Origin of the sequence: Neolewinella agarilytica, assembly GCF_900110645.1 — a bacterium.
GTDB classification, from domain to species: domain Bacteria; phylum Bacteroidota; class Bacteroidia; order Chitinophagales; family Saprospiraceae; genus Neolewinella; species Neolewinella agarilytica.
Map to the genome: position 1 here is coordinate 55,727 of NZ_FOFB01000017.1, position 18,750 is coordinate 74,476.

General features: G+C 54.0%; 18 protein-coding genes. 4 read left to right on the forward strand and 14 right to left on the reverse strand.

Translation table 11 applies throughout. From position 1 onward, the window contains the following. Positions 1–42 precede the first annotated feature (42 nt). On the reverse strand, positions 43–813 hold the full coding sequence (locus BM123_RS15255) for a suppressor of fused domain protein (RefSeq protein WP_090170197.1): 771 nt from the start codon (positions 811–813) through the stop codon (positions 43–45). A gap of 84 nt (positions 814–897) precedes the next feature. Then, positions 898–1,452 carry a thioredoxin family protein gene (locus BM123_RS15260; protein ID WP_090170055.1) on the reverse strand — a complete coding sequence of 185 codons (555 nt, stop codon included), beginning with the start codon at positions 1,450–1,452 and terminating at the stop codon, positions 898–900. A 288-nt stretch (positions 1,453–1,740) separates the two neighbouring features. Here BM123_RS15260 and BM123_RS15265 point away from each other — a divergent pair, with 288 nt between their 5' ends. After that, positions 1,741–2,940 carry an ATP-grasp domain-containing protein gene (locus BM123_RS15265; RefSeq protein ID WP_090170057.1) on the forward strand — a complete coding sequence of 400 codons (1,200 nt, stop codon included), beginning with the start codon at positions 1,741–1,743 and terminating at the stop codon, positions 2,938–2,940. Between the two features lie 127 nt (positions 2,941–3,067). On the opposite strand, the gene BM123_RS15270 is transcribed toward BM123_RS15265, so the two are convergent. The 6 genes from BM123_RS15270 to BM123_RS15295 form a co-directional block, all read right to left on the reverse strand. Beyond that, a complete protein-coding gene (locus BM123_RS15270; RefSeq protein ID WP_090170059.1) occupies positions 3,068–3,820 on the reverse strand; it encodes a ribonuclease H-like domain-containing protein in 753 nt (250 codons plus the stop codon). An 81-nt stretch (positions 3,821–3,901) separates the two neighbouring features. Further along, the gene (locus BM123_RS15275; RefSeq protein ID WP_175489409.1) at positions 3,902–4,789 is read right to left on the reverse strand and encodes an OmpA/MotB family protein; all 888 of its coding nucleotides are present in this window, start codon (positions 4,787–4,789) and stop codon (positions 3,902–3,904) included. Between the two features lie 52 nt (positions 4,790–4,841). Further along, positions 4,842–5,618, reverse strand: a complete 777-nt coding sequence (locus BM123_RS15280; RefSeq protein ID WP_090170063.1) for a M48 family metallopeptidase — start codon at positions 5,616–5,618, stop codon at positions 4,842–4,844. A gap of 143 nt (positions 5,619–5,761) precedes the next feature. Next, positions 5,762–6,310, reverse strand: coding sequence for a carboxymuconolactone decarboxylase family protein (locus BM123_RS15285; RefSeq protein WP_090170065.1), 549 nt, complete (start codon positions 6,308–6,310; stop codon positions 5,762–5,764). 122 nt (positions 6,311–6,432) lie between these two features. Beyond that, a complete protein-coding gene (locus BM123_RS15290; RefSeq protein WP_090170067.1) occupies positions 6,433–6,882 on the reverse strand; it encodes a type II toxin-antitoxin system death-on-curing family toxin in 450 nt (149 codons plus the stop codon). Continuing rightward, positions 6,879–7,181, reverse strand: a complete 303-nt coding sequence (locus BM123_RS15295) for a class I SAM-dependent methyltransferase (RefSeq protein ID WP_090170069.1) — start codon at positions 7,179–7,181, stop codon at positions 6,879–6,881. The genes BM123_RS15290 and BM123_RS15295 overlap by 4 nt, the downstream gene beginning before the upstream one ends. A 34-nt stretch (positions 7,182–7,215) precedes the next feature. On the opposite strand from BM123_RS15295, the gene BM123_RS15300 reads away from it, so the two are divergent. Then, positions 7,216–8,049: a metallophosphoesterase gene (locus BM123_RS15300; RefSeq protein ID WP_090170199.1), complete on the forward strand. Its 834-nt coding sequence runs from the start codon at positions 7,216–7,218 to the stop codon at positions 8,047–8,049. 58 nt (positions 8,050–8,107) lie between these two features. Here the strand turns inward: BM123_RS15300 and BM123_RS23970 are convergent, their stop codons facing one another. Next, positions 8,108–8,602 carry a hypothetical protein gene (locus BM123_RS23970; protein WP_139211905.1) on the reverse strand — a complete coding sequence of 165 codons (495 nt, stop codon included), beginning with the start codon at positions 8,600–8,602 and terminating at the stop codon, positions 8,108–8,110. Between the two features lie 79 nt (positions 8,603–8,681). Here BM123_RS23970 and BM123_RS15305 point away from each other — a divergent pair, with 79 nt between their 5' ends. Then, positions 8,682–9,653: a DUF6807 family protein gene (locus BM123_RS15305; RefSeq protein WP_175489410.1), complete on the forward strand. Its 972-nt coding sequence runs from the start codon at positions 8,682–8,684 to the stop codon at positions 9,651–9,653. Between the two features lie 419 nt (positions 9,654–10,072). Here BM123_RS15305 and hemB read toward each other — a convergent pair whose 3' ends face one another. Together hemB and BM123_RS15315 are read right to left on the reverse strand one after the other, a co-directional pair. Then, the gene (gene hemB / locus BM123_RS15310; protein ID WP_090170073.1) at positions 10,073–11,056 is read right to left on the reverse strand and encodes a porphobilinogen synthase; all 984 of its coding nucleotides are present in this window, start codon (positions 11,054–11,056) and stop codon (positions 10,073–10,075) included. 195 nt (positions 11,057–11,251) lie between these two features. After that, positions 11,252–12,148, reverse strand: coding sequence for a haloalkane dehalogenase (locus tag BM123_RS15315; protein WP_090170075.1), 897 nt, complete (start codon positions 12,146–12,148; stop codon positions 11,252–11,254). Between the two features lie 414 nt (positions 12,149–12,562). On the opposite strand from BM123_RS15315, the gene BM123_RS15320 reads away from it, so the two are divergent. Further along, complete coding sequence (locus BM123_RS15320; RefSeq protein ID WP_090170077.1) at positions 12,563–15,847, forward strand: VPS10 domain-containing protein; 3,285 nt, start codon at positions 12,563–12,565, stop codon at positions 15,845–15,847. A 129-nt stretch (positions 15,848–15,976) separates the two neighbouring features. Here BM123_RS15320 and BM123_RS15325 read toward each other — a convergent pair whose 3' ends face one another. The 3 genes from BM123_RS15325 to BM123_RS15335 all read right to left on the reverse strand — a co-directional run bounded on the left by BM123_RS15325 (position 15,977) and on the right by BM123_RS15335 (position 18,724). Continuing rightward, positions 15,977–16,663 (reverse strand): transposase, encoded by a 687-nt coding sequence (locus BM123_RS15325; RefSeq protein WP_090170079.1) that lies wholly within the window; start codon positions 16,661–16,663, stop codon positions 15,977–15,979. A 123-nt stretch (positions 16,664–16,786) separates the two neighbouring features. Continuing rightward, on the reverse strand, positions 16,787–17,836 hold the full coding sequence (locus BM123_RS15330) for a DNA polymerase beta superfamily protein (protein WP_090170081.1): 1,050 nt from the start codon (positions 17,834–17,836) through the stop codon (positions 16,787–16,789). 114 nt (positions 17,837–17,950) lie between these two features. After that, a complete protein-coding gene (locus BM123_RS15335; RefSeq protein ID WP_090170083.1) occupies positions 17,951–18,724 on the reverse strand; it encodes a nucleotidyltransferase domain-containing protein in 774 nt (257 codons plus the stop codon). Positions 18,725–18,750 lie beyond the last annotated feature (26 nt).

An 18,750-nucleotide genomic window follows, 5' to 3' on the forward strand; every position in this document is an offset into this window, starting at 1 on the left:
CATTCCTCCGCAAAAAAACGGAAGATTCAGGTGAAACCTTAACTAAAACAAGCCGAGAAATTTTTTCCGGCAGACGTTTTTCCGGCTCAGATCCACGACATCGTCAATGCCCTCACTTTCCAACCGCGCAAGAAGGGCATCAACGCCCTTCTTCATTTTGAAATCCATTTCTTCGCGGTAAAGGGGGAACGTAGCGTAAAAGCTAATGTGTTTGCCCTCTTTAGTGTCAAGCGTGAAAAAGTCAGGTCCCAGTGAAACGGAGGGTAGTAAAAGAATACAGCCCAGCTCTGTATTCATCGCGAAAGGTTCGGCGTCTTCTCCGTTGGGGATAGTGTGGCCATAACCAATCCAGGTGTTTAGCTGATGCGGGAATCGGGCAATAATCTTGAGCCAGCGGATGGGCCAGTAAAATTGCTCCGTTTGCTCGTCGTCCGCTTGATGGTTTAGAATTTTTTCTACCTGCCATTCCGGAGGAAGTAAAACGCACAACTCAGTATGTTGCATCGAAAGGTGTTCCGGAATTTCGGTAGGCACGTTCATGGGCAGATCACTCATGCCTGAAGTGACCAGCGTGTGATACGGACGTTCGGCACCGGGTTTTACCCAGTAAACGTCGATATGAATCGTATCGGAGATCAGTTCGTGAAAGACGGACTCAATCGGGCCGATGTGTCGCTCGATGTGCTCACTGATTTGCTCAATACTCGATTCATTGCCGGTGGCAGGGGTGAAGGGCCGTTCTGCATTTTCGTCATAGCGATAAATGGGGGCTCCGCTTTCGCTTTTTTCCTGCTCTTCGTTTTCGGTTGTCATTTTCAGGTAGGTGTAAGGGATGAAAAAAAGGTTTGTCTGACTCACTCGCCCGACAAACCTTTCCCAAAATAAGCGTTTTTTCGCTTATTTCCACTTTATCCCGCAGCCGGCGCTGGGATATTGCTTTTCGGGGGAGAGACGTCCGGCCAGCAGATCGTCCAGGGCATTGCGCAGGTCAGTGCCGTCGGGCTCACGGCCGGAGCCGGGGCGGTTTCCATCCAGGCGGCCACGGTAAAAGAGTTTGCCTTCGGCATCAAAGAGGTAAAGGTCAGGGGTGCAGGCAGCGTCATACGCCCGGCCGGCAGTTTGCTCTTCGTCGTAGAGGTAAGGGAAGGAGAAGTCATATTTTTTGGCGAAGGCGGTCATGTTATCCGGGCTGTCAACCGGGTAACGAACGACATCGTTCGTGCTGATGGCCACGGTGCCGATGCCCTTCAGTTTATAGTCGTTGGCAACGGCAATGAGTTCATCCATAACGTACAAAACGTAGGGGCAGTGGTTGCAGATGAAAAAAACGAGTGTTCCCGCTTGTCCGCTTACGTCAGTGTAGGTAAGGGTATTGCCACTGACGGTGTCGAGAAGGGAAAAATCCGGTGCCTGAGTACCGATGTCGATCATCGTAGATTCTGTAAGAGCCATATTTTTTCTTTTCCTTAATACGCCTGAACCCTACTGCCAGGTTCATTCCCGATGACTACCCGGGATGAAAACAACATTGCTCATTCGTAACTAAATGGTAGCTGGAGGGGGAGCTGACGGCAATTTGGGCGCGCCCGCAGGTGCTATGAAACGTTGAAAGAGCGAGCTTTCCCTGCACCCGCGTCCGCGCCGGATGATCCACGAAAATAAATTTTAGAGATATGATCTTTTCCGAAGGATTGTTACCCTAATCAGTAGTAGCTTTGAATGCATTAAAGAGCCCCAACTATGACCTTCCTTTGCATCTCCTGCTATTTCAAGGGTGCGCCCTTCCTGCGCGCCAGTAAGGAAGCCGGTAACACTGTCTACCTGCTTACCATGAAGAAACTGATGAACGAGCCCTGGCCACGGGAATCGATCGACGAGTTTTTCTTCATGGAGAAAGACAATAACAGCCCGGAAAACATCGGCCATATTGCCGAAGGACTCGCCTGGTTGATGCAGGAGCGAAAGATTGACCGCATCGTTGCGCTCGATGATTTTGACGTGGAAAAAGCAGCTTACCTCCGCGAAGAATTCCGGATCCCCGGAATGGGCCAGACGACCGCTCGCTTCTTCCGCGATAAGCTCGCCATGCGCACCCGCGCTCTGGAGCACGGGGTGCCCGTGCCCGCGTTCTCTCCACTGTTTAATAACCAGGACCTTGGCAAATGGGCGTCGGAAATTGAGTACCCCTGCCTGATCAAACCCCGTGGCGAAGCCAGTGCGACCGGCATCCAAAAAGTCCATTCCGCAGAAGAACTCTGGGCGGCCGTTCATGCCCTTGGCGAAAAGCGGCATCAGTACCTTGTGGAGCAGTTCCGCCCGGGAGATGTCTTTCACGCGGATGCGATCAGCGTTGACGGAGAGGTCGTTTTCTGTCAGGTCTCCCGTTACCTGAGCACGCCCTTCGAGGTGGCTCATGGCGGCGGTATTTTCCGTTCCGTCAGTGTGCCCTACGATGCGCCGGATGCCGTCACTCTCCGCCAGATGACTTCTGACGTCATGCAGGCCTTCGGCATGCAGTTCAGCGCCAGTCACACAGAATTTATTAAAATGGCTGACGGAAGCTTCGTCTTCCTCGAAACCGCCAGCCGGGTGGGCGGGGCCCACCTCGCCGAAATGGTCGAAGCCGCTACCGGCGTCAGCCTCTGGGCCGAATGGGCCCGGCTGGAAACCGCCATGGCCCACGGCGTAGAATATCACCCACCGGGGCGCCGCTACCGGCAGGCAGGCATCGTAGTGAGTCTCTGCCGTTTTGAGCATCCTGATATGCATCCGTTTCAGGACGAGGAAATCGTCTGGAAAATGGATAAAAAGCAGCACGTTGGCGTTATCGTTGCCAGCGACAGCGAAGGCCGCGTTCTTGAGCTACTGGACAAATATGCGGACATCATCGGCCGGGATTATCACATGGCCATTGCCGCACCCGCGAAGAGTACCCACTAGGAGAGGTAGAGCAATCACCAGGACCAGGACGCTTAAAGGTCGCTCCGCGACGCTTCAAGGTCCCTTGAGTATACCTCGAAGCGTCCTGAAAGGACCTTCGATCGTTTGCGTTATCAGCAGAATCAGACTACCTTTCTGCCACCTGAATCTGATCCTCCTCCAACAGTGGTTTCAGCTGGTAGCGGAAGAACAGCTGGGCGGTTGCCAGCACGTCCTTTTCACAGTAGACCGCAATGCGATCCAGATCGTCTTCTTCCCAGAAGACGCGCCCTACCTGGCTGCCATCGATGTCGTCTTTCGGGGTAGGGAAGCCAAGGGCTCCGGCAAGCAACTTTAGAGAAGTATAGGATTTATAGTCGCCGAATTTCCAGAGAGCCATCGTATCCAGCAAGTGATTGGTCTCCCAGGGTTTTTTGCCGGTAATCTGCAGCATCTTGGGCAGGGGCAGTTGATTGATGATCATCCGGCGGCACATGTACGGCACGTCGAATTCCTTAATGTTATGGCCGCAGATGAATTGCCGGTTGGTATCGCCGTAGTACTGGTCGAGCATAGCGTTGAAATCTTCGAGGAGCTTCTTCTCGTCACGGTCTGCGAAGGACTTCAGCCGAATCTTCAGCCGCTTGTCTTTGTCCCGGTAAACTGCTCCAACACTGATACAAACGATTTTACCGAATTCAGCGTAAATGGCTGCTTTATCAACGTAACTATCCGCTTTTTCTTCTTCGGTCAGTTCTTCGCCGTAGCGCTTCAGTACGCCGGGGGCTTTGTATCCCCAGAGTGCCTTAAAGTCATCGCTTAGGTCGCTGTAGGTGGCCTTACCGCTGACGGTTTCAATGTCCAGAAAAAGGACTTTAGTGGCGTCAATGTGTTCAATCATGCTGTTTTGAGCTTTGTACCTAAAGATACGCTTTAATACGCAATTAGTTGAATGATTATTAATTTATTCACTAAATGCGAATTATTTGTCGCCCTCTCCCAGTTTATTGAGTTCTCTCACCAGATTGCCTACATTGTTTCGCAGCACAAAGTCCAGCCGGCGGTTGGCCCGCTGCCCTTCCGGACTTGCGTTAGACTGCACGGGGCGAAACTCTCCGTGACTGGCGGCCACCACCCGATTGGGGCTCAGGTAATAAGTTTCTGCCAGTTCTTCGGCGATGGCCGTGGCCCGGCGGGCGGCGTATTGCCAGTTGTTGAAGTTCCGTCGGGGGTTCGGTTGGTTATCCGTATGCCCAACGACGGATAGCTTGAGCAAGGGGTCCGCCTGCAGGGCGTCCATAACGGCTCTGAGTATGGTGGCCGCTTCGTCGTTGATCTGATCGGAGGTTCTGTTTTTAAAGAGCAGGTCTTCCTGAATGCTCAGGGTGACTTCACCCGCACTGGTAGAGAGTGCGTAGCTATCATCAGGTATCATTCCTTCCACGGAGGACCGGATAACTTTCGCGGCATTGTCTACTCCCTGCTGGAAGCGGTCGACGATGTCGCCCTGACGCATGCGCAAGCTATCATAGGTTAATTCTACTTCCCGCTTTTCCTGGCGCAACTTGGCAAGTTGATTGCTCATTTGAAAATTGGTGGAGGTAAGATTACCGCGTAGCTGATCCAGCTCGTCTTCCAGCACCACGAGGCGGTCCTGCAGCCGGTCCTGGGTAATGAGCAGCATATCATTGCCGCCCCGGCTCCGCTCCAGGGCGAGGCGGGTGGTCAGCAGGCTGTCTTGCTGGCGATCGAGCGCGCGGTCGCGGGCAGAGAGTTCTGCCTGGAATTCCTGGACAATGCCTTCGTGAATTTTGTTGGAGACGCAGCTGCTAAAAGCCAGGGCAAGAAGAAAAAGTAAGGGGATGCGCATAGGTAGAAACGTAGGGGTTGATTGTCCCCGCAAAATTACACAACGAAAAGCATCAGACGGCCACCGGCTCAAAGAGTAAGGTCTTGCCGTGCAGGCGCAGCCATTCGTCGTACTCTTTGTAGTTGGGCAAGGCCCGCTCCACCTGAGCCCAGAAGCGCGAAGAATGGTTTTGCTCCACCAGGTGAGCCAGTTCATGGATGATGACAGCGTCAAGTACCTCGGAAGGGGCCAGCAGCAGACGAGTCGCGAGGTTGATGTTGCCAACGTGAGAGCAACTACCCCAGCGGGAGTAAGTATCACTCATCTTAACGGCCTTGATGGAGCGGCGAAAGTGGAGCTCGTTCAGCTCGTGAACCCGCTCACTGACCTCATGGAGGTACATGCCGCCAAAATGTTTGGCTAGAAGCTTTGGGATGATCTTGCCGCCGTTTACCCGCGGGTCTTCCGGGTTGAGCAGGATTTTCAGATCTCGTGGTGCCGTCCGAATAATCTTGTGGTCGCGTAGCTCATGGCTGTCTACCTCAATCTGGTAAGTTGCTTCCCGAATGGCAAATTCATATCGGCTCGCCTGCTCCACCCGGCGGAAATGAGCAAAAGCCTCCGGCTTTTTCTCCAGCGTATCCTGCGCCCAGGCCAACATGTCGCCCAATTGTTTTTCCCGCTGCACCGGGCTGAGCCCGGCGGGTAAGCGGATGATCAGTGCACGGGAGGTAACGGATGCACGGGTATTGTAGCGCCGGGCTTCCGTGATGATCTTCACCGGAATCCGAAGGTCGCCGATCTCAATCAGGTCCCGCTTTTCGTGGATTTTTTTTGGACGCCTCGCCATACCCGCAAGAAACGAAAAGAATAAACGCAGGTTGCCCTCCAGACAAAGAAAAAGCGCCCGACGCTAAGTTTCGTGACTACTTAAAGTCAGAAGCTTAACGCCGGACGCTAATAATTGTGTTGAAAATAGTGGTCCGTCATAACTTAGGCCAGAGCAGGAGCCAGCTCCGGAGCTGCCGGAAAGTCTACGGCCACCTGCGTAACGCCGTGCAGATAGTTGGAGATCGTCTTGTCGCCAATCAATACAATGGTATCTACCAGGTTCTCGCGGGTATAACCAGCGGCCAGAAAAGCGTCAACGGCTTCCGTTGTGGGCTTTCCCCGGTTTTCCGTTACGGTGCGGGAGAAGGCTGCCAGGGCACCCAACTTATCATTAGAGGTGGAACGTCCTTCCCGGAATTCAATGATCTGCTCATCCGTAAAACCATTCATTTTTCCAATTGCCGTGTGGGCTGCCAGGCAGTAAGAACAGTCATTTACCTGGCTTACGGCCAGATTGACGACTTCCTTCTCTTTATTATTCAGACTGGTCTTGGCACCAGACAAAGCCAGATAGTTACCCAATGCATTTTGGGAGTGGGCATAGGTAGCATAGAGATTAGGGACGAAACCGAGCCCTTTTTCCAGATTGTCAAAAATTTGCTGGTTCGCTTCGGTTACGGTTTCGCGGGTGGGGATTTGAAAAGTTGCCATAATAAAATTGATTTGATAATTATCGCCGTGGCTTCATTGCCTTGACGATGCAAAGGTGGAGCCAGACGAGCCCTTTCCAATTATCAATTTCACCTGATGGCGTACCTATTTTTCCCGATCTGCTATTTCCCTGCCGAGGGTGTGGTCGTGTTTCTGCGGAACCACTCCCGGCAGGCGTCCAGAGATAGAGCTCCGCTGGTTATTTCCATCGTGAGCTGTCTCCAGATGGCGGCCCGGTCTTTGGCGTGGGCGGGTACCTGCTGACCATTGTACTCCACCACTTTCAACTTCTTATGGAAGGTGCCGCCGTTGAGCCTGACGAAGGTGCGTGCGGCCAGCAAGGCAGTACGCGGGTTCGCATCGAGGAAAATATGCTGGCTAATGATGCCGTACATGTATGCAGCGGCCTTGTCCCCCAGGTGAGGCAACCCGTCAGCGGCAATTTCTTCCAGCAGGGCGGTCAGGGAATCCTGATTCGCCAGGTTGTCGGGTCCTTCAAACTGGCCACCATGCGCCTTTATCGTTCGCTCATTGAGATGGGCCAGGTCATTTTCGTTCAGGTAATCAATCATTGGGCGAGTTTATGGAGCAAATCTGTTAGCGTGACGAAATCTTCATCAATCAGGGCGTCAATCTTAGCGCGCCGCTGCTTAATATCGTTTTGCCGGCCGCTCTGATTGAGCTGCTGTACGAGGGATTTAAGATCGGGTTGTTGATCAGGAGTTGGCTCGGTCATACTTGAAATAACGAACCTGAGTGAGGGAAGTTTTCGGCGCGCATACCGCAATACTGACGGGACCTGTTTGGCGGCGGCGCGCAGGTGCAAGGGAAAGTTTTTGAAGCAAAGAAGTTGCAAGGCAATATTTTTCATAGAACTTTGTTATTCAAAGTAAATAGTGAGCATGATCTCCCGAAGAACTTTTCTCCGCACTACCGGCCTGCTCGCTGCCGGTGGGGTATTGGCGGGCCTGTACATCTGGCAGGTGGAGCCCTTTTGGCTGGAATTTGTCCGTCGAAAACTTCCCATCGTGGACTTGCCAAAGTCTTTAGTGGGCAAAACCCTGCTGCAGATCAGCGATATCCACGTCGGCAACCGGTTCGACTACCAATTTATCATTGACTCTTTTAAAAGAGTCTCGGCCCTGGAGCCGGACATTGTGGTGTATACCGGTGATTTCGTGAGCTGGGAGGACGAGCAACAACTGCGGCAGCTCCGCGAAGTGATGGCTCATGCCGTAAAAGGGACACTCGGCACTTTTGCTATTCTTGGCAACCATGATTACGGCCATAATTGGGGGGAGGAGACCGTTGGGGACGAGATTGTTGGTATCCTTAGCGGCGCTGATGTCCGTACACTACGCAATGAGACGGTCGTCGTCAACGGGCTACACCTTACGGGTATTGATGACCTGTGGGGAACTAACTTTAACCCCAGTTCCGCCACAAGCGGTATTGACCCGGCTGCCGCCAACCTGGTTCTTTGCCACAACCCTGACGTCTGCGATATGGACGTCTGGAACGGCTACCGGGGCTGGATTCTCTCCGGCCACACTCACGGCGGACAATGCAAGCCCCCCTTTTTACCGCCACCCCTGCTGCCGGTGAAAAACCGGCGCTACACCGCCGGTGCCTTTGATCTGGGAGATGGCCGTCAGTTGTACATTAATCGTGCGCTGGGACATAGCCAGCAGGTCCGCTTCAACGTCCGGCCGGAGATTACCGTCTTTACCCTGGCGTAAGCTGCTTCCAGCAGCGACCGGCCAAAGCGCCTTCCAGGCGCGCTAAAAACAGAGGTATTTAACCCGCTGAAGGTAGAAAACGGATAATCTCCCCGGTGCCTACATTCGTAGGGCCTTCGTTAATAAACCATTTCTTACCAACTTTCAGGTAAGGCTCTATCCTCTGCGAGAGAATAAACCTAACGTTGACTTCGTAAGCTTTGCCCAATTCAAGTATGTCGGGTTCTTCAAATGAAATCTCTCCCATAAAGCACTCTACACGATCATCATATTCATCAAGGTGGAAAAAGTGATTAGGTCGGTATCCACTATAGATACCTGTACTTCGTCCATCTTCCGTAGGAGGGTTAAACCGAATTTTTGCTCTTACGGTGATCACATAAGGAGAGTTTTCTATGTCCAGATCAGTATAACTTGCGTAAGTGTATTTACTGTAAGCCATCAGATCAAAAACCTTGGAATTACCGGTATTCAACCATCTTTTGTAGATGAGTTTACCGTTCATGTACAGGTATAATTCGTTGTGCTCGGAGATTTCTTTTCTTACAACCATTACAAATCGATGGGTGGTTTTAAATGGCCAACAAACACATGAAAGTGGAAGTTGCAAATGTTCAACTTACCTTAGTTCCATGCTTCGATTTCCCCTCCTTCTCCTCTGCTCCCTTATCCTCCTCTTTGCATCCTGCGGCCGCGCCCCCGAAAATAAAGGGGCGAAGGGGGAAGGGATAAAGGGCAATCTTCGTTTGGAAGAAACGAACGAAGAGTTACGTATTTTTCAACATGATCAGCCGGTATTGGCGTATCGCATCGCCTCTAATATGCCTGCTGACTTACCCGCTTATTACCAACGCACCGGCTTCCTTCATCCCATTTACAGCCCTTCCGGGCAGATTGTGTCCGACGGTTTTCCCGTTGGCTACGCCCACCAGAATGGCTTTTTCAGTGCCTGGACGAACACGACTTTTCGCGACAGTTTTGTTGACTTCTGGAATACGCACAAAGAGCTGGCCACGATAATGAACGATGAGGTAGAAGAAACTATCGATGCTGATGGCTTCCTCGGCTTTAAATCTAACGTAACCCATCTGGTGAATGCTTACGGGTGGAAGGAGCCTGTGCTGGAAGAAAACCTCACCGTCCGCGTACACGACCGCAACGACGTCTTCGTCTGGGACGTCCGCAGCGAGCAAACCAACGTTACGAAAGACACGCTTTTCCTCAACAAACACCTCTACGGCGGCCTCGGTATCCGAGGCAGCAAACACTGGAATCCGAAGGACACGGCCAACTTCCTTGCCCCCGCCGAATTCCTGACCAGCGACGGCCTCACCGGCGATTCCGCCAACCACACCCACCCGGAATGGACCGCGATCTACGGAGACCTGCCCGGCGGCAAAGCCGGCATGGCCGTCATTCCTCATCCGGAGAACTTCCGCTGGCCCGTCGGCGTACGGGTACACCCCGAGTTGCCCTATTTTTCCGTTTCACCGGTTATCAGGGAAGGCTTTTTTATTGCACCGGGAGAGACCTGCCTGGCGCGGTACCGGGTGGTGGTTTTTGATGGGGAGGTGCCGGATTTAAATTCCTATTTCTGGAAGTAAAGCCACAAAAAAACAAAATAAAGACATCAATAATGACCTGCTTGACGCTCCGACTTCTCCCAATACCAAATCTGCTGTCTGGGCAAAAGTGGGCGCAATAGGAGTTGCTGGAACAGTTTTGAGCACCTTAATCCGGCTGTACTACTTTAATTTTTTCGCAGGTAAAATTTCGCTGACGGACTCGCTCTCAATCCCTGGTTGGGTTTACAGCTTAGCCCGAGTTTCTGCTTTAGCAACCTTATGTGGAGTAGTGCTAACCGTCGCCCGTAAAGAACCAAAGAGTTCTTTTCGTTCTACAGTGATCAGCCTTGGCTCAGTATTATTACTATTAATGTTGGTAGCAATAGCTTTCGCTTTTTACATGGATAACATGAGATAGGCAGAATAATGCCTGAAAAAGCTAGATGGCTCATCGTTTACTACCTATACCAGCTCGCAAAATCCTTAGCGAAGTAACTAATGATCACGCTCGCTCCCGCCCGACGAATGGAGAGCAGTGCTTCCGAGGCCGCAGATTGGTAGTCCAACCAACCTTTTTCCGCTGCGGCCAGCAACATTGCACATTCGCCGGACACATGGTAAGCGGCGATGGGCAGGTGGTGCGCGTCGGTGAGTTCCCGGATGATGTCTAGGTAGTTGATGGCGGGTTTCACCATCAGGTAATCGGCGCCTTCGGCGGCGTCGAGGGCGGCTTCGCGGAGGGCTTCGCGGCGGTTGGCCGGGTCCATCTGGTAGGTCTTTTTGTCGGTGGGTACGTCTTCCAGCTGGCGGGGGGCGGAGTCCAGTGCATCGCGGAAGGGGCCGTAAAAGGCGCTGGCATACTTGGCGCAATAACTCATGATGGAGGTGTCCGTAAAGCCTTCCGCGTCGAGGGCGCGGCGGATGCTTTCGATGCGGCCGTCCATCATTTCACTGGGGCCGATGACGTCGAAACCGGCGCGGGCCTGGGCGACGGCCATGGCGTCTACGAGCGGTAACGTTTGGTCGTTGTCGATTTTACCGTTGACGACGAGGCCATCATGACCATCAGTGCTGTAGGGGTCCAGGGCCACGTCGGAAATCAGGCAGATGTCCGGAAATTCTGCCTTTAGCCGGGTGGCTGCGTGCAGGTAGAAGTTCTCTTCGCTGGTGGCGTAGGTTCCGGTTTTATCCTTGTGCTCCTCGGGTACGGCGGGGAACATGATGAAGCTGTAAATACCGAGCTGGCGGCATTCAGCGACTTCTTTCACGACCTGATCGATACCCAGTCGGAAGGTGCCTGGCAGGCTTTTGATCGGCAGGCGGGCATCGGGTTCGGGCATCAGGAAGATAGGCTGTACGAGATGACCGGGCGTAAGCTCGGTTTCACGAATCTGAGCGCGGATGGCGGCGGACTGTCGGTTGCGGCGGGGACGGGAGAGCATAGTCAAAGAGTCAATCAGTCAGGTAGTCAATTAGTAGGCTGCCGCTCTTTGGAGCTGTCTCAGGCGGCAGATTGCTGGTGTGCAAAGGTAAGCAGGCCGAGGGCTTGCCTTCGTCATGGGGAGGGCATTTTTGGAGCCCTGCAATATTGGAAGGTGCAGGGGGAGTAAGACAAGCTGTGCTACAGATGAGCGGTATTACCGGCCCCCAAAAAATGGTATTAGAGCGGCAACTATCTCCCTGGCACAGTCTTCCTGCAAAAAATGCCCACCGCCCTTCAGGATGAGATGTGGCTGGCCCCTGGCTCCGGGAATGGATTTCTGAAAGTACTTCTCGACACCAATAGTAATGGGGTCAGAATCGGAGAATAGGGTCAGAAGGGGAAGCTGCAGCTCTCGCAATTTTGCCCAGGCAGCCCGGTTGGCGGGTGTAGCCGGGTCATTTGGTCTACTGGGCACAAGGCTAGGGAAAACGCGTACGCCAGCTTTATAGGTTTCGTCGGGGAAGGGGGCATCATAGGCTGCCATTTCCTGAATAGAGAGTTGGGAGACGGTGCCGACTTGCAACAGGCTCCCTACCGGGAAAGGATTCATGGTTGCGGTCATTGCTTTCCATTGCTCGAAGCCTTGGCCGAGGTTTTGATCGCCGGTAGGCATAAAAGTATTAGCTGCAGCTATCCGCTTAAAACGATCGGTATGCTCGGCCAGCAGGCGAAGACCGATGAGGCCGCCCCAATCCTGAATGAAGAGGTTGATGTTGCGTAGATTCAAATGATCGAAAAGCAACTCCCGCACCCAGTCTACGTGGCGTTGGTAGGTGTAATCGCTTTCGGCAACGGGTTTGTCTGATTTGCCAAAGCCAATGAGATCAGGTGCAATAACACGGTAGCCCTCTGCGACCAGAAGTGGAATCATCTTTCGGTATAAGTAGCTCCACGAGGGTTCACCGTGGAGGCAAACGATGAGTTGATCGGCTCCGGGGTTCACATCCAGATAGTGCATCCGTAAACCGTGACTGACATCAACGTAGTTTGGTGCAAAATTATAATTGCTCAGGTTTTTAAAGCGGTCGTCCGGGGTGCGGAGGAAATGCATGCCTGCTGTGTTTGAACTTGCTAAAGGTAGTGCTTTGGGTAGATAATTTTTAAAGAAAAGAAAGCTGTCTTGTAACCGATGACTTGAAAAAATTAGTCTGACTCCGGGGTGCCAGGACTGTTAAGTGCTAAGCGTAGAAAAAATTGGTTTTAGCCGTTCGAATAACACGGATGCTTGTGCATGAGCCCGCGTATATCTCCAAATGTATTGCTGAGAGGGTAGGCTCATCTACTTCAATTGCAGACTCAGCAAAGAACGGGCAGAGTGGCACAGCCAGAATGTTACCTGCTGCATATTTTTTAAGGAGTTAGGGTGAGCTTAATCCCTTCATTAGTGCATTTTGGGGATACCTATCACGGCCCCTTTCTTATCTACTGCCGTATATTTCCACCTCAAAGCCCAACCATACCATTCATGAGACTAACCAAGTTTACCCTCCTTGCTCTTTTTACCATCCTCTGCACCTGCGTCAGCGCCCAGGTTGACCTGAAGCACTGGGACGCCCTGGCCCCCCGCAACATCGGCCCTTCCGGCATGTCTGGCCGGGTAACGGCCATCGACGTAAATCCCACCGATAAGGACCATATCTACGTCGGCACCGCCTCCGGTGGCGTCTGGATGAGTAAGAATAAAGGGATCAGCTTCGAGCCCATTTTTGATAAGCAGCAGTACCTCGGCATCGGCGCGGTGGCCGTCTCCGACGCTAACCCGAGCATCGTCTGGGTTGGCACCGGTGAGGGTAACCCCCGGAACTCCGCCAACTACGGCGGCGGTATTTACAAAAGCCTCGATGGTGGAAAAACCTGGCGCCACATGGGCCTGGAAGCCACCCGCCACATCCACCGCGTGATTCCGCACCCAACCAACCCCAAGGTCTGCTATGTCGGCGCCATGGGAAACATGTGGTTCCCGAATCAGGAACGCGGGGTGTATAAAACCACCGACGGCGGCGAAACCTGGAAGAAAATTCTCTACGTCAACGACGGCACCGGTATCGCCGAAATGGTGATGGACCCCAGTAACCCGGAAAAACTCATCGCCGCTACCTGGACCTTCGACCGTGACCCCGATTACTTCAACTCCGGCGGCTCCGGCTCCGGCATCTGGATCACCCACGATGGCGGTGACAGCTGGGAGCGCCGCACGGCTAAAGACGGACTGCCCAAGGGAAACCTCGGCCGCATCGGACTGGCCATCGCGGCTAGTAAACCCAACATCGTCTACGCGCTGGTGGAAGCCAAGAAAAACGGTCTCTACAAATCTACCGACGGCGGCGCGAGCTGGAAGCTCGTGCAGGACAAAGAGATCGGCAACCGGCCCTTCTACTACGCCGAAATCTACGTCGACCCGAAGAACGAAAACCGACTCTATAACGTCTATACCTACGTCGCGAAATCAGAAGACGGCGGCCGCACTTTCCGCGAAATTGCGGACTATGGCAATAGTGTTCACCCTGATCATCACGCTTTCTGGATCGACCCCGAAGACCCCGAATACCTGATCGACGGCAACGACGGCGGCCTGAACATCAGCCACGATGCGGGCGAGACCTGGCGCTTCGCCGCCAACCTGCCACTGGCCCAGCTCTACCACATCAACTACGACATGAGCTTCCCCTATAATGTGGGCGGCGGTATGCAAGACAATGGCTCGTGGGTGGGCCCCAGCCAGGGACTCAAATCCGGTGGTATCACCGAGTCCGACTGGCAGGAGGTTTACTTTGGCGATGGCTTTGATCTGATCTTCAAACCCGGAGACGCCAACACTGTCTACGCCGCCAGCCAGGGCGGCTCCTTCGGCCGCGTAAACCGGACGACGGGCAAGACCAAATCCATCAAACCGCTTCACCCCGACGGTACCTTCCTGCGCTTCAACTGGAACGCACCCATTGCCCAGGGGCCACAAGATGACTGCACGCTCTACGTCGGTAGCCAGTTCGTACACAAGTCAACGGATTGTGGAGATCATTGGGAAATCATCAGCCCCGATCTGACGACGAACGACACCACGAAACAACGCTCGATGATCTCGGGTGGCCTTACCATCGATGCTACTCAGGCAGAGAACTTCACCACCTTGCTCGCCATCGTGCCGAACCATAAGAGCGGAGGCAGCCAGCAGGGGCTCTGGGTGAGTTCTGATGATGGTAAACTCCACTTTAGCCCCGACGATGGCGAGAGCTGGAATGACCTGACCGGTAACCTTCAGGCAGCCGGCATGAAGGCCGGAAGCTGGATCCCCTATGTTGAGGCCAGTACCCATAATGAGGCGGAAGCCTGGGTGGTGGTCAACGACTTCCGCCGCGGCGATACCCGGCCAATGGTGTTCCATACGGACAACTTCGGTAAGACCTTCACCAAAGTTGTGAATGAGAACAAGGTGAAGGGCCACGCCCTCTCCATCGTGCAAGACCCGGTGGAGCCCAAATTACTCTTCCTTGGTACCGATCAGGGGCTGTTCATCAGCTTCGATAAGGGAAGCAGTTGGACGCACTACAACAAGACCTATCCCGGCGTTTCTACGCGGGACATGAAGATCCACCCCCGCGAGCATGACCTCATCATCGGTACCTTCGGGCGGGCAGTCTGGATTCTGGATGACATCCGTCCGCTAAGGGCAATTGCCTCTAAAGGTACAGCGATGTTGCGCGACAGTTTCGCCCTATTCCCAGCTCCGGATGCCTACCAGTGGAGCACGCGCTCTTACCAGGGGACCCGCTTCTACGCACAGGGGCAATTTCAGGGGCAGGACCGCCGCAGAGGAGCGATGCTAACCTACTGGGTACTGCCAGGAGCAGAGAAAGGGGGTAAAGGTGAAAAGGAGAAAGGTGAAAAGGAGAAAGGGGGCGCTGACGCAGGTGCAAAAAAAGGTAAAAAAGCAATGGACCCCGCTGCCAAAATGCTTTACTACGGAGACGTGAAGGTTCAGGACCCCGCCACTGACCCCAACCCGGAATCCAAGCCTAAGGGCAAGGTGAAAATCCAGGTCGTTGACGTGCAGTCCGGTGACACCATCCGCACCTACAGAACCACGCCCCGCTGGGGCATGAACCGCACGAGCTGGAACATGCGTCGTGACGGAATGTCCTTCCCCAGCCGCCGTGCACCGCGGCCGGATGCGGATACACCCAGCGGCGCAAGTGTCGCTCCCGGCGTCTACGAAGTCATCATGACCTACGGCAATACCACCGACAAGACGATGGTCACCGTTCACGCTGATCCCCGCGAGAAAGCCATCCCGAACGCCCTCGACGCACAGGAAGCGCTACGGGCTCAGCTCGACACCACCACGGCTCACCTGACCACCGCCTGGAACGATCTCCAGCAGGCCGGCAAGGCCGTCAAGCGCATCCAGGGCTTGCTGAAAGATGCCCCCAAAATGGTGAAAGACAGCCTCGGGAAGGATGCCAAGGGTATTCTGAAATCCATCGCTGAAATTGAAGAGATCTTCGTGGAGAAGGAAGGCCTTAAGGGCATCCAGCGCAACCCGACCAACTTGCGGGCCAAGATGTTCTCCGCCAGCCGCTACATCGGTCAGGTGGAAGGCAAACCCACTCAGATGGCGGAGGTTGCCCTGGAGCAATACCAGGCGGGAGCCAAAGACTTTATCGCTAAAATCGAATCCTTCCTCTCAGGAGATTTCGCCGCCTTCCGCAAGGAGGTGGATGCGGCTGATTTGTCTCTGTTCGGGAAGCTGTAGCCACGGCTTCAGCCGCCGATTGGCAAGCGCAGCGCCAAAGCACATTCTCCCCCCCTTCACGTCTCTTCCATGAGGTGTGGAGGGGGATTTGCTATTGTCTGGGACTGTAGTCGCGGCTTCAGCCGCTGACTAGCAAGCAACGCGCCAATACGTATGCGCAAAATCCCTAACCTCCGCCACCAACCCCGCCTTCACCGGATTATTGAGAATATACCACCAGATATTCTCAAAACTCCTGGCATTCCGTACGAAGTGGTCGTAGGAATCCTTTTGCCAGAAAGCGGTTCCGGTACGACCTAAATACTGATTGATGAGCCGTGAAGAACTACCCTTAATCCGGCGCATTACTTCGTGTAGCGGGCGATAGGTGAGGGACAGTTCCTTGTCGCTGAGGTAAAACTGTTCCTCATCCACCGTCTGATTTGCCAGACTGATCAATAAATGAACGTGGTTAGGCATGATACAATACGCGATCAGGTCATAGAGCTCACCATCAAGTTCATGCAGCTTGTCCGTCAGAATTTTGGCGACTTCAGGATCGGCGAGCGGCGTATCGGAACAGGCAGCTCGATCGAGCCGGTGATCAAAATTCCGGAAAAAGCGGTAGCGGGCTTTGGCTATTTCGAGTTCCCGTACCTGCCGGGGTAATTCCCGTCGCTTAATGGCGGTCACTTCTTTAAGGAATTGTAAACGCATCCCCTTCATCATGGTGGCGGGTAGGGTGTCCTTTACTCGAAAGGTAACGAAGAAGGTTCCTCCGATGGGCGTAAGGTGGGGGAGGTTGGAAGTATAGAAGGTAGTTAGGTTGTCGGGCATGTGGTGTTTGGTAGGTGAACACCGAAAGTAGGGTGAAATGCTTGTTTATACAAATTGTGTTTTATTTAAAAGTGACTTTGTTACTGTTGCGCTTCGCTTGCTAGTCAGCGGCTGAAGCCGCGACTACTGGGCTGAGGCTGCCAGTAATTCCTCCCGCATCCCCACCAGCAGTCCACTAACCCACTCCGGGTCAACCCTTTCCGGCAGTGAACTTGTCGCGGCAAACCCTTCCAGCAGCGCCAGCCGCTCCTCCGCCATCTGCAGCACTTCTTCCAGGGAGAATTTTCCCGCCTTCACGTCCAGCAAAAAATCACGGTCGGGCCGAAGTACCCGCAACTCGCCATCCCGAAAGATTTCGATGGCCATGTCGAGTAGCCGGAGAGTGTGCATCATATTCTTGGCGTCGTAGCCCTGACCGTGGTTGAGGGTGGATTGATAACGGACATCATTCCGTTCTGCCACCCACTGCCAGTATTCCCGATGCTTGCGGCAATAGACGGAGTAACTGTCGTGGTTGAAGGATAAATAAGCCAGGCATTTCTCGCCCTTTGGCACGTTGCTCAGGTGAACGTCGTTGGCCTTTGGGCCACTGCTCACGCCCCGTCCCCAGCTGCGGGAAGCGTCACGATATATGGCGTGAATACCCTGCGTGTGATCCACCCGGGCGAGGGCGAGCTCCTCCTCCGGAATCCCCTTCACTTCGAGCCATTTCTGTAGCCGGAGACTTTTGCCTTCCGAAATCACGTAACAGAACTGCGCGACGGTCTTCCGCTCCTCCGGCATGGGGTTATGGACTTTTTTATTCAGTCCCCGGGCCTTCCTGATCTGAGTGGTTGCGTAACCGGCGAAGGTGTTTTTGCAGGCCTTCGTGAGGAAGTCTTCCACCCGAAGTTGATCCATTACCGGATGCCGGAACAGTACGGCCTCCGGCGGGCTGGCCAGCAGTTCCAGTGCAGTAGGGTTGGCCTTTGTCAGCAATTCCAGAAACCGCCCTAGTTCGTAGTAAACCCGGTCGTTGGTCGCATCAGCCAGCTGCTCCGGCGCAGTACCCGCGTAGAGCTGTTCCCGGCTGGCGTAGAATACGCCGCGGAAGTCTTCGTCGGAGGTCTCCGTTGCCAGACCATAGGCGTGGGAGCCGGAGCGACAGTTGAGCAGGAGATTAGGGGTTTGCATGAATTCTTTCTTTTAACCCCTCCCTAACCCTCCACACGGGGGAGGGGACCAGAAACACGCTAAGCGCCTTTTGTTTAGCTCAGGTAGAGAGAGGAAGGTAAAGTTACTATTGCATCAATATCCAATCAATTCCCGAAACAGCGTATCGGCCGCTGCCCGGTCGGTGGTAACTCTTGAGCCGGAAGCGAGCTTCTCGTCCAGTATTGCCTTCAACCCGGAAAAATGATGGTCCAGCGCTGGCGGGATCACCGTCCGATGACCTTCACCCACGGTTTCCTTCATCGCGATGAGCGTTTCAACTTCCCGGCGGATATCAGCCTGAGGCATTCGCACCAGCAGGTCTGATAGTAATACCGGAGGGTTTTTCTCTTCAGTAAGCACGAACTCCGCCGCCAGCACTGGCCGGAGGTAATAGCAATATTTCTTCAGGTTCCAGTCGCCAGCGGCCTCATCGTATCCGGCAATTTTTGCACTACGGGCGATACCTAGGTAGTGGGCGGCTACTTTATTGGGCTGGAGATAGGTTGCCGCTAATTCCCGAAGCCGGCATAAGAAGTCCGTGTCCTCGAAGTAAACTACGGGGGAGTGGAGCCATTCGATCACGCCGGCGTTGCTGCCGGCAATGTGGCTCATGACTTTACGCAGGTCCCAGCCCACGAGGTCCAGCTCACCATCGAGCTCCATGATGGGGCCAATCATGTCCTTCGGGCGGTCCAGCCGCAGATACCACTCTTTGGGGTGTTGATAGATAAAGCGGACGTCGTAGTCGCTGTCCGTGCTGGCCATGCCCCAGGCACGGCTGCCACTCTCGTTGGCGTAGCGGACGGTTACCCCGCGCTCAGCCGCTACTTCCGCCAGCCGGGTCTTGATGAATTCTCTGGTAAGCATGAGGCGAAAATGCTAAAGGGTGACGG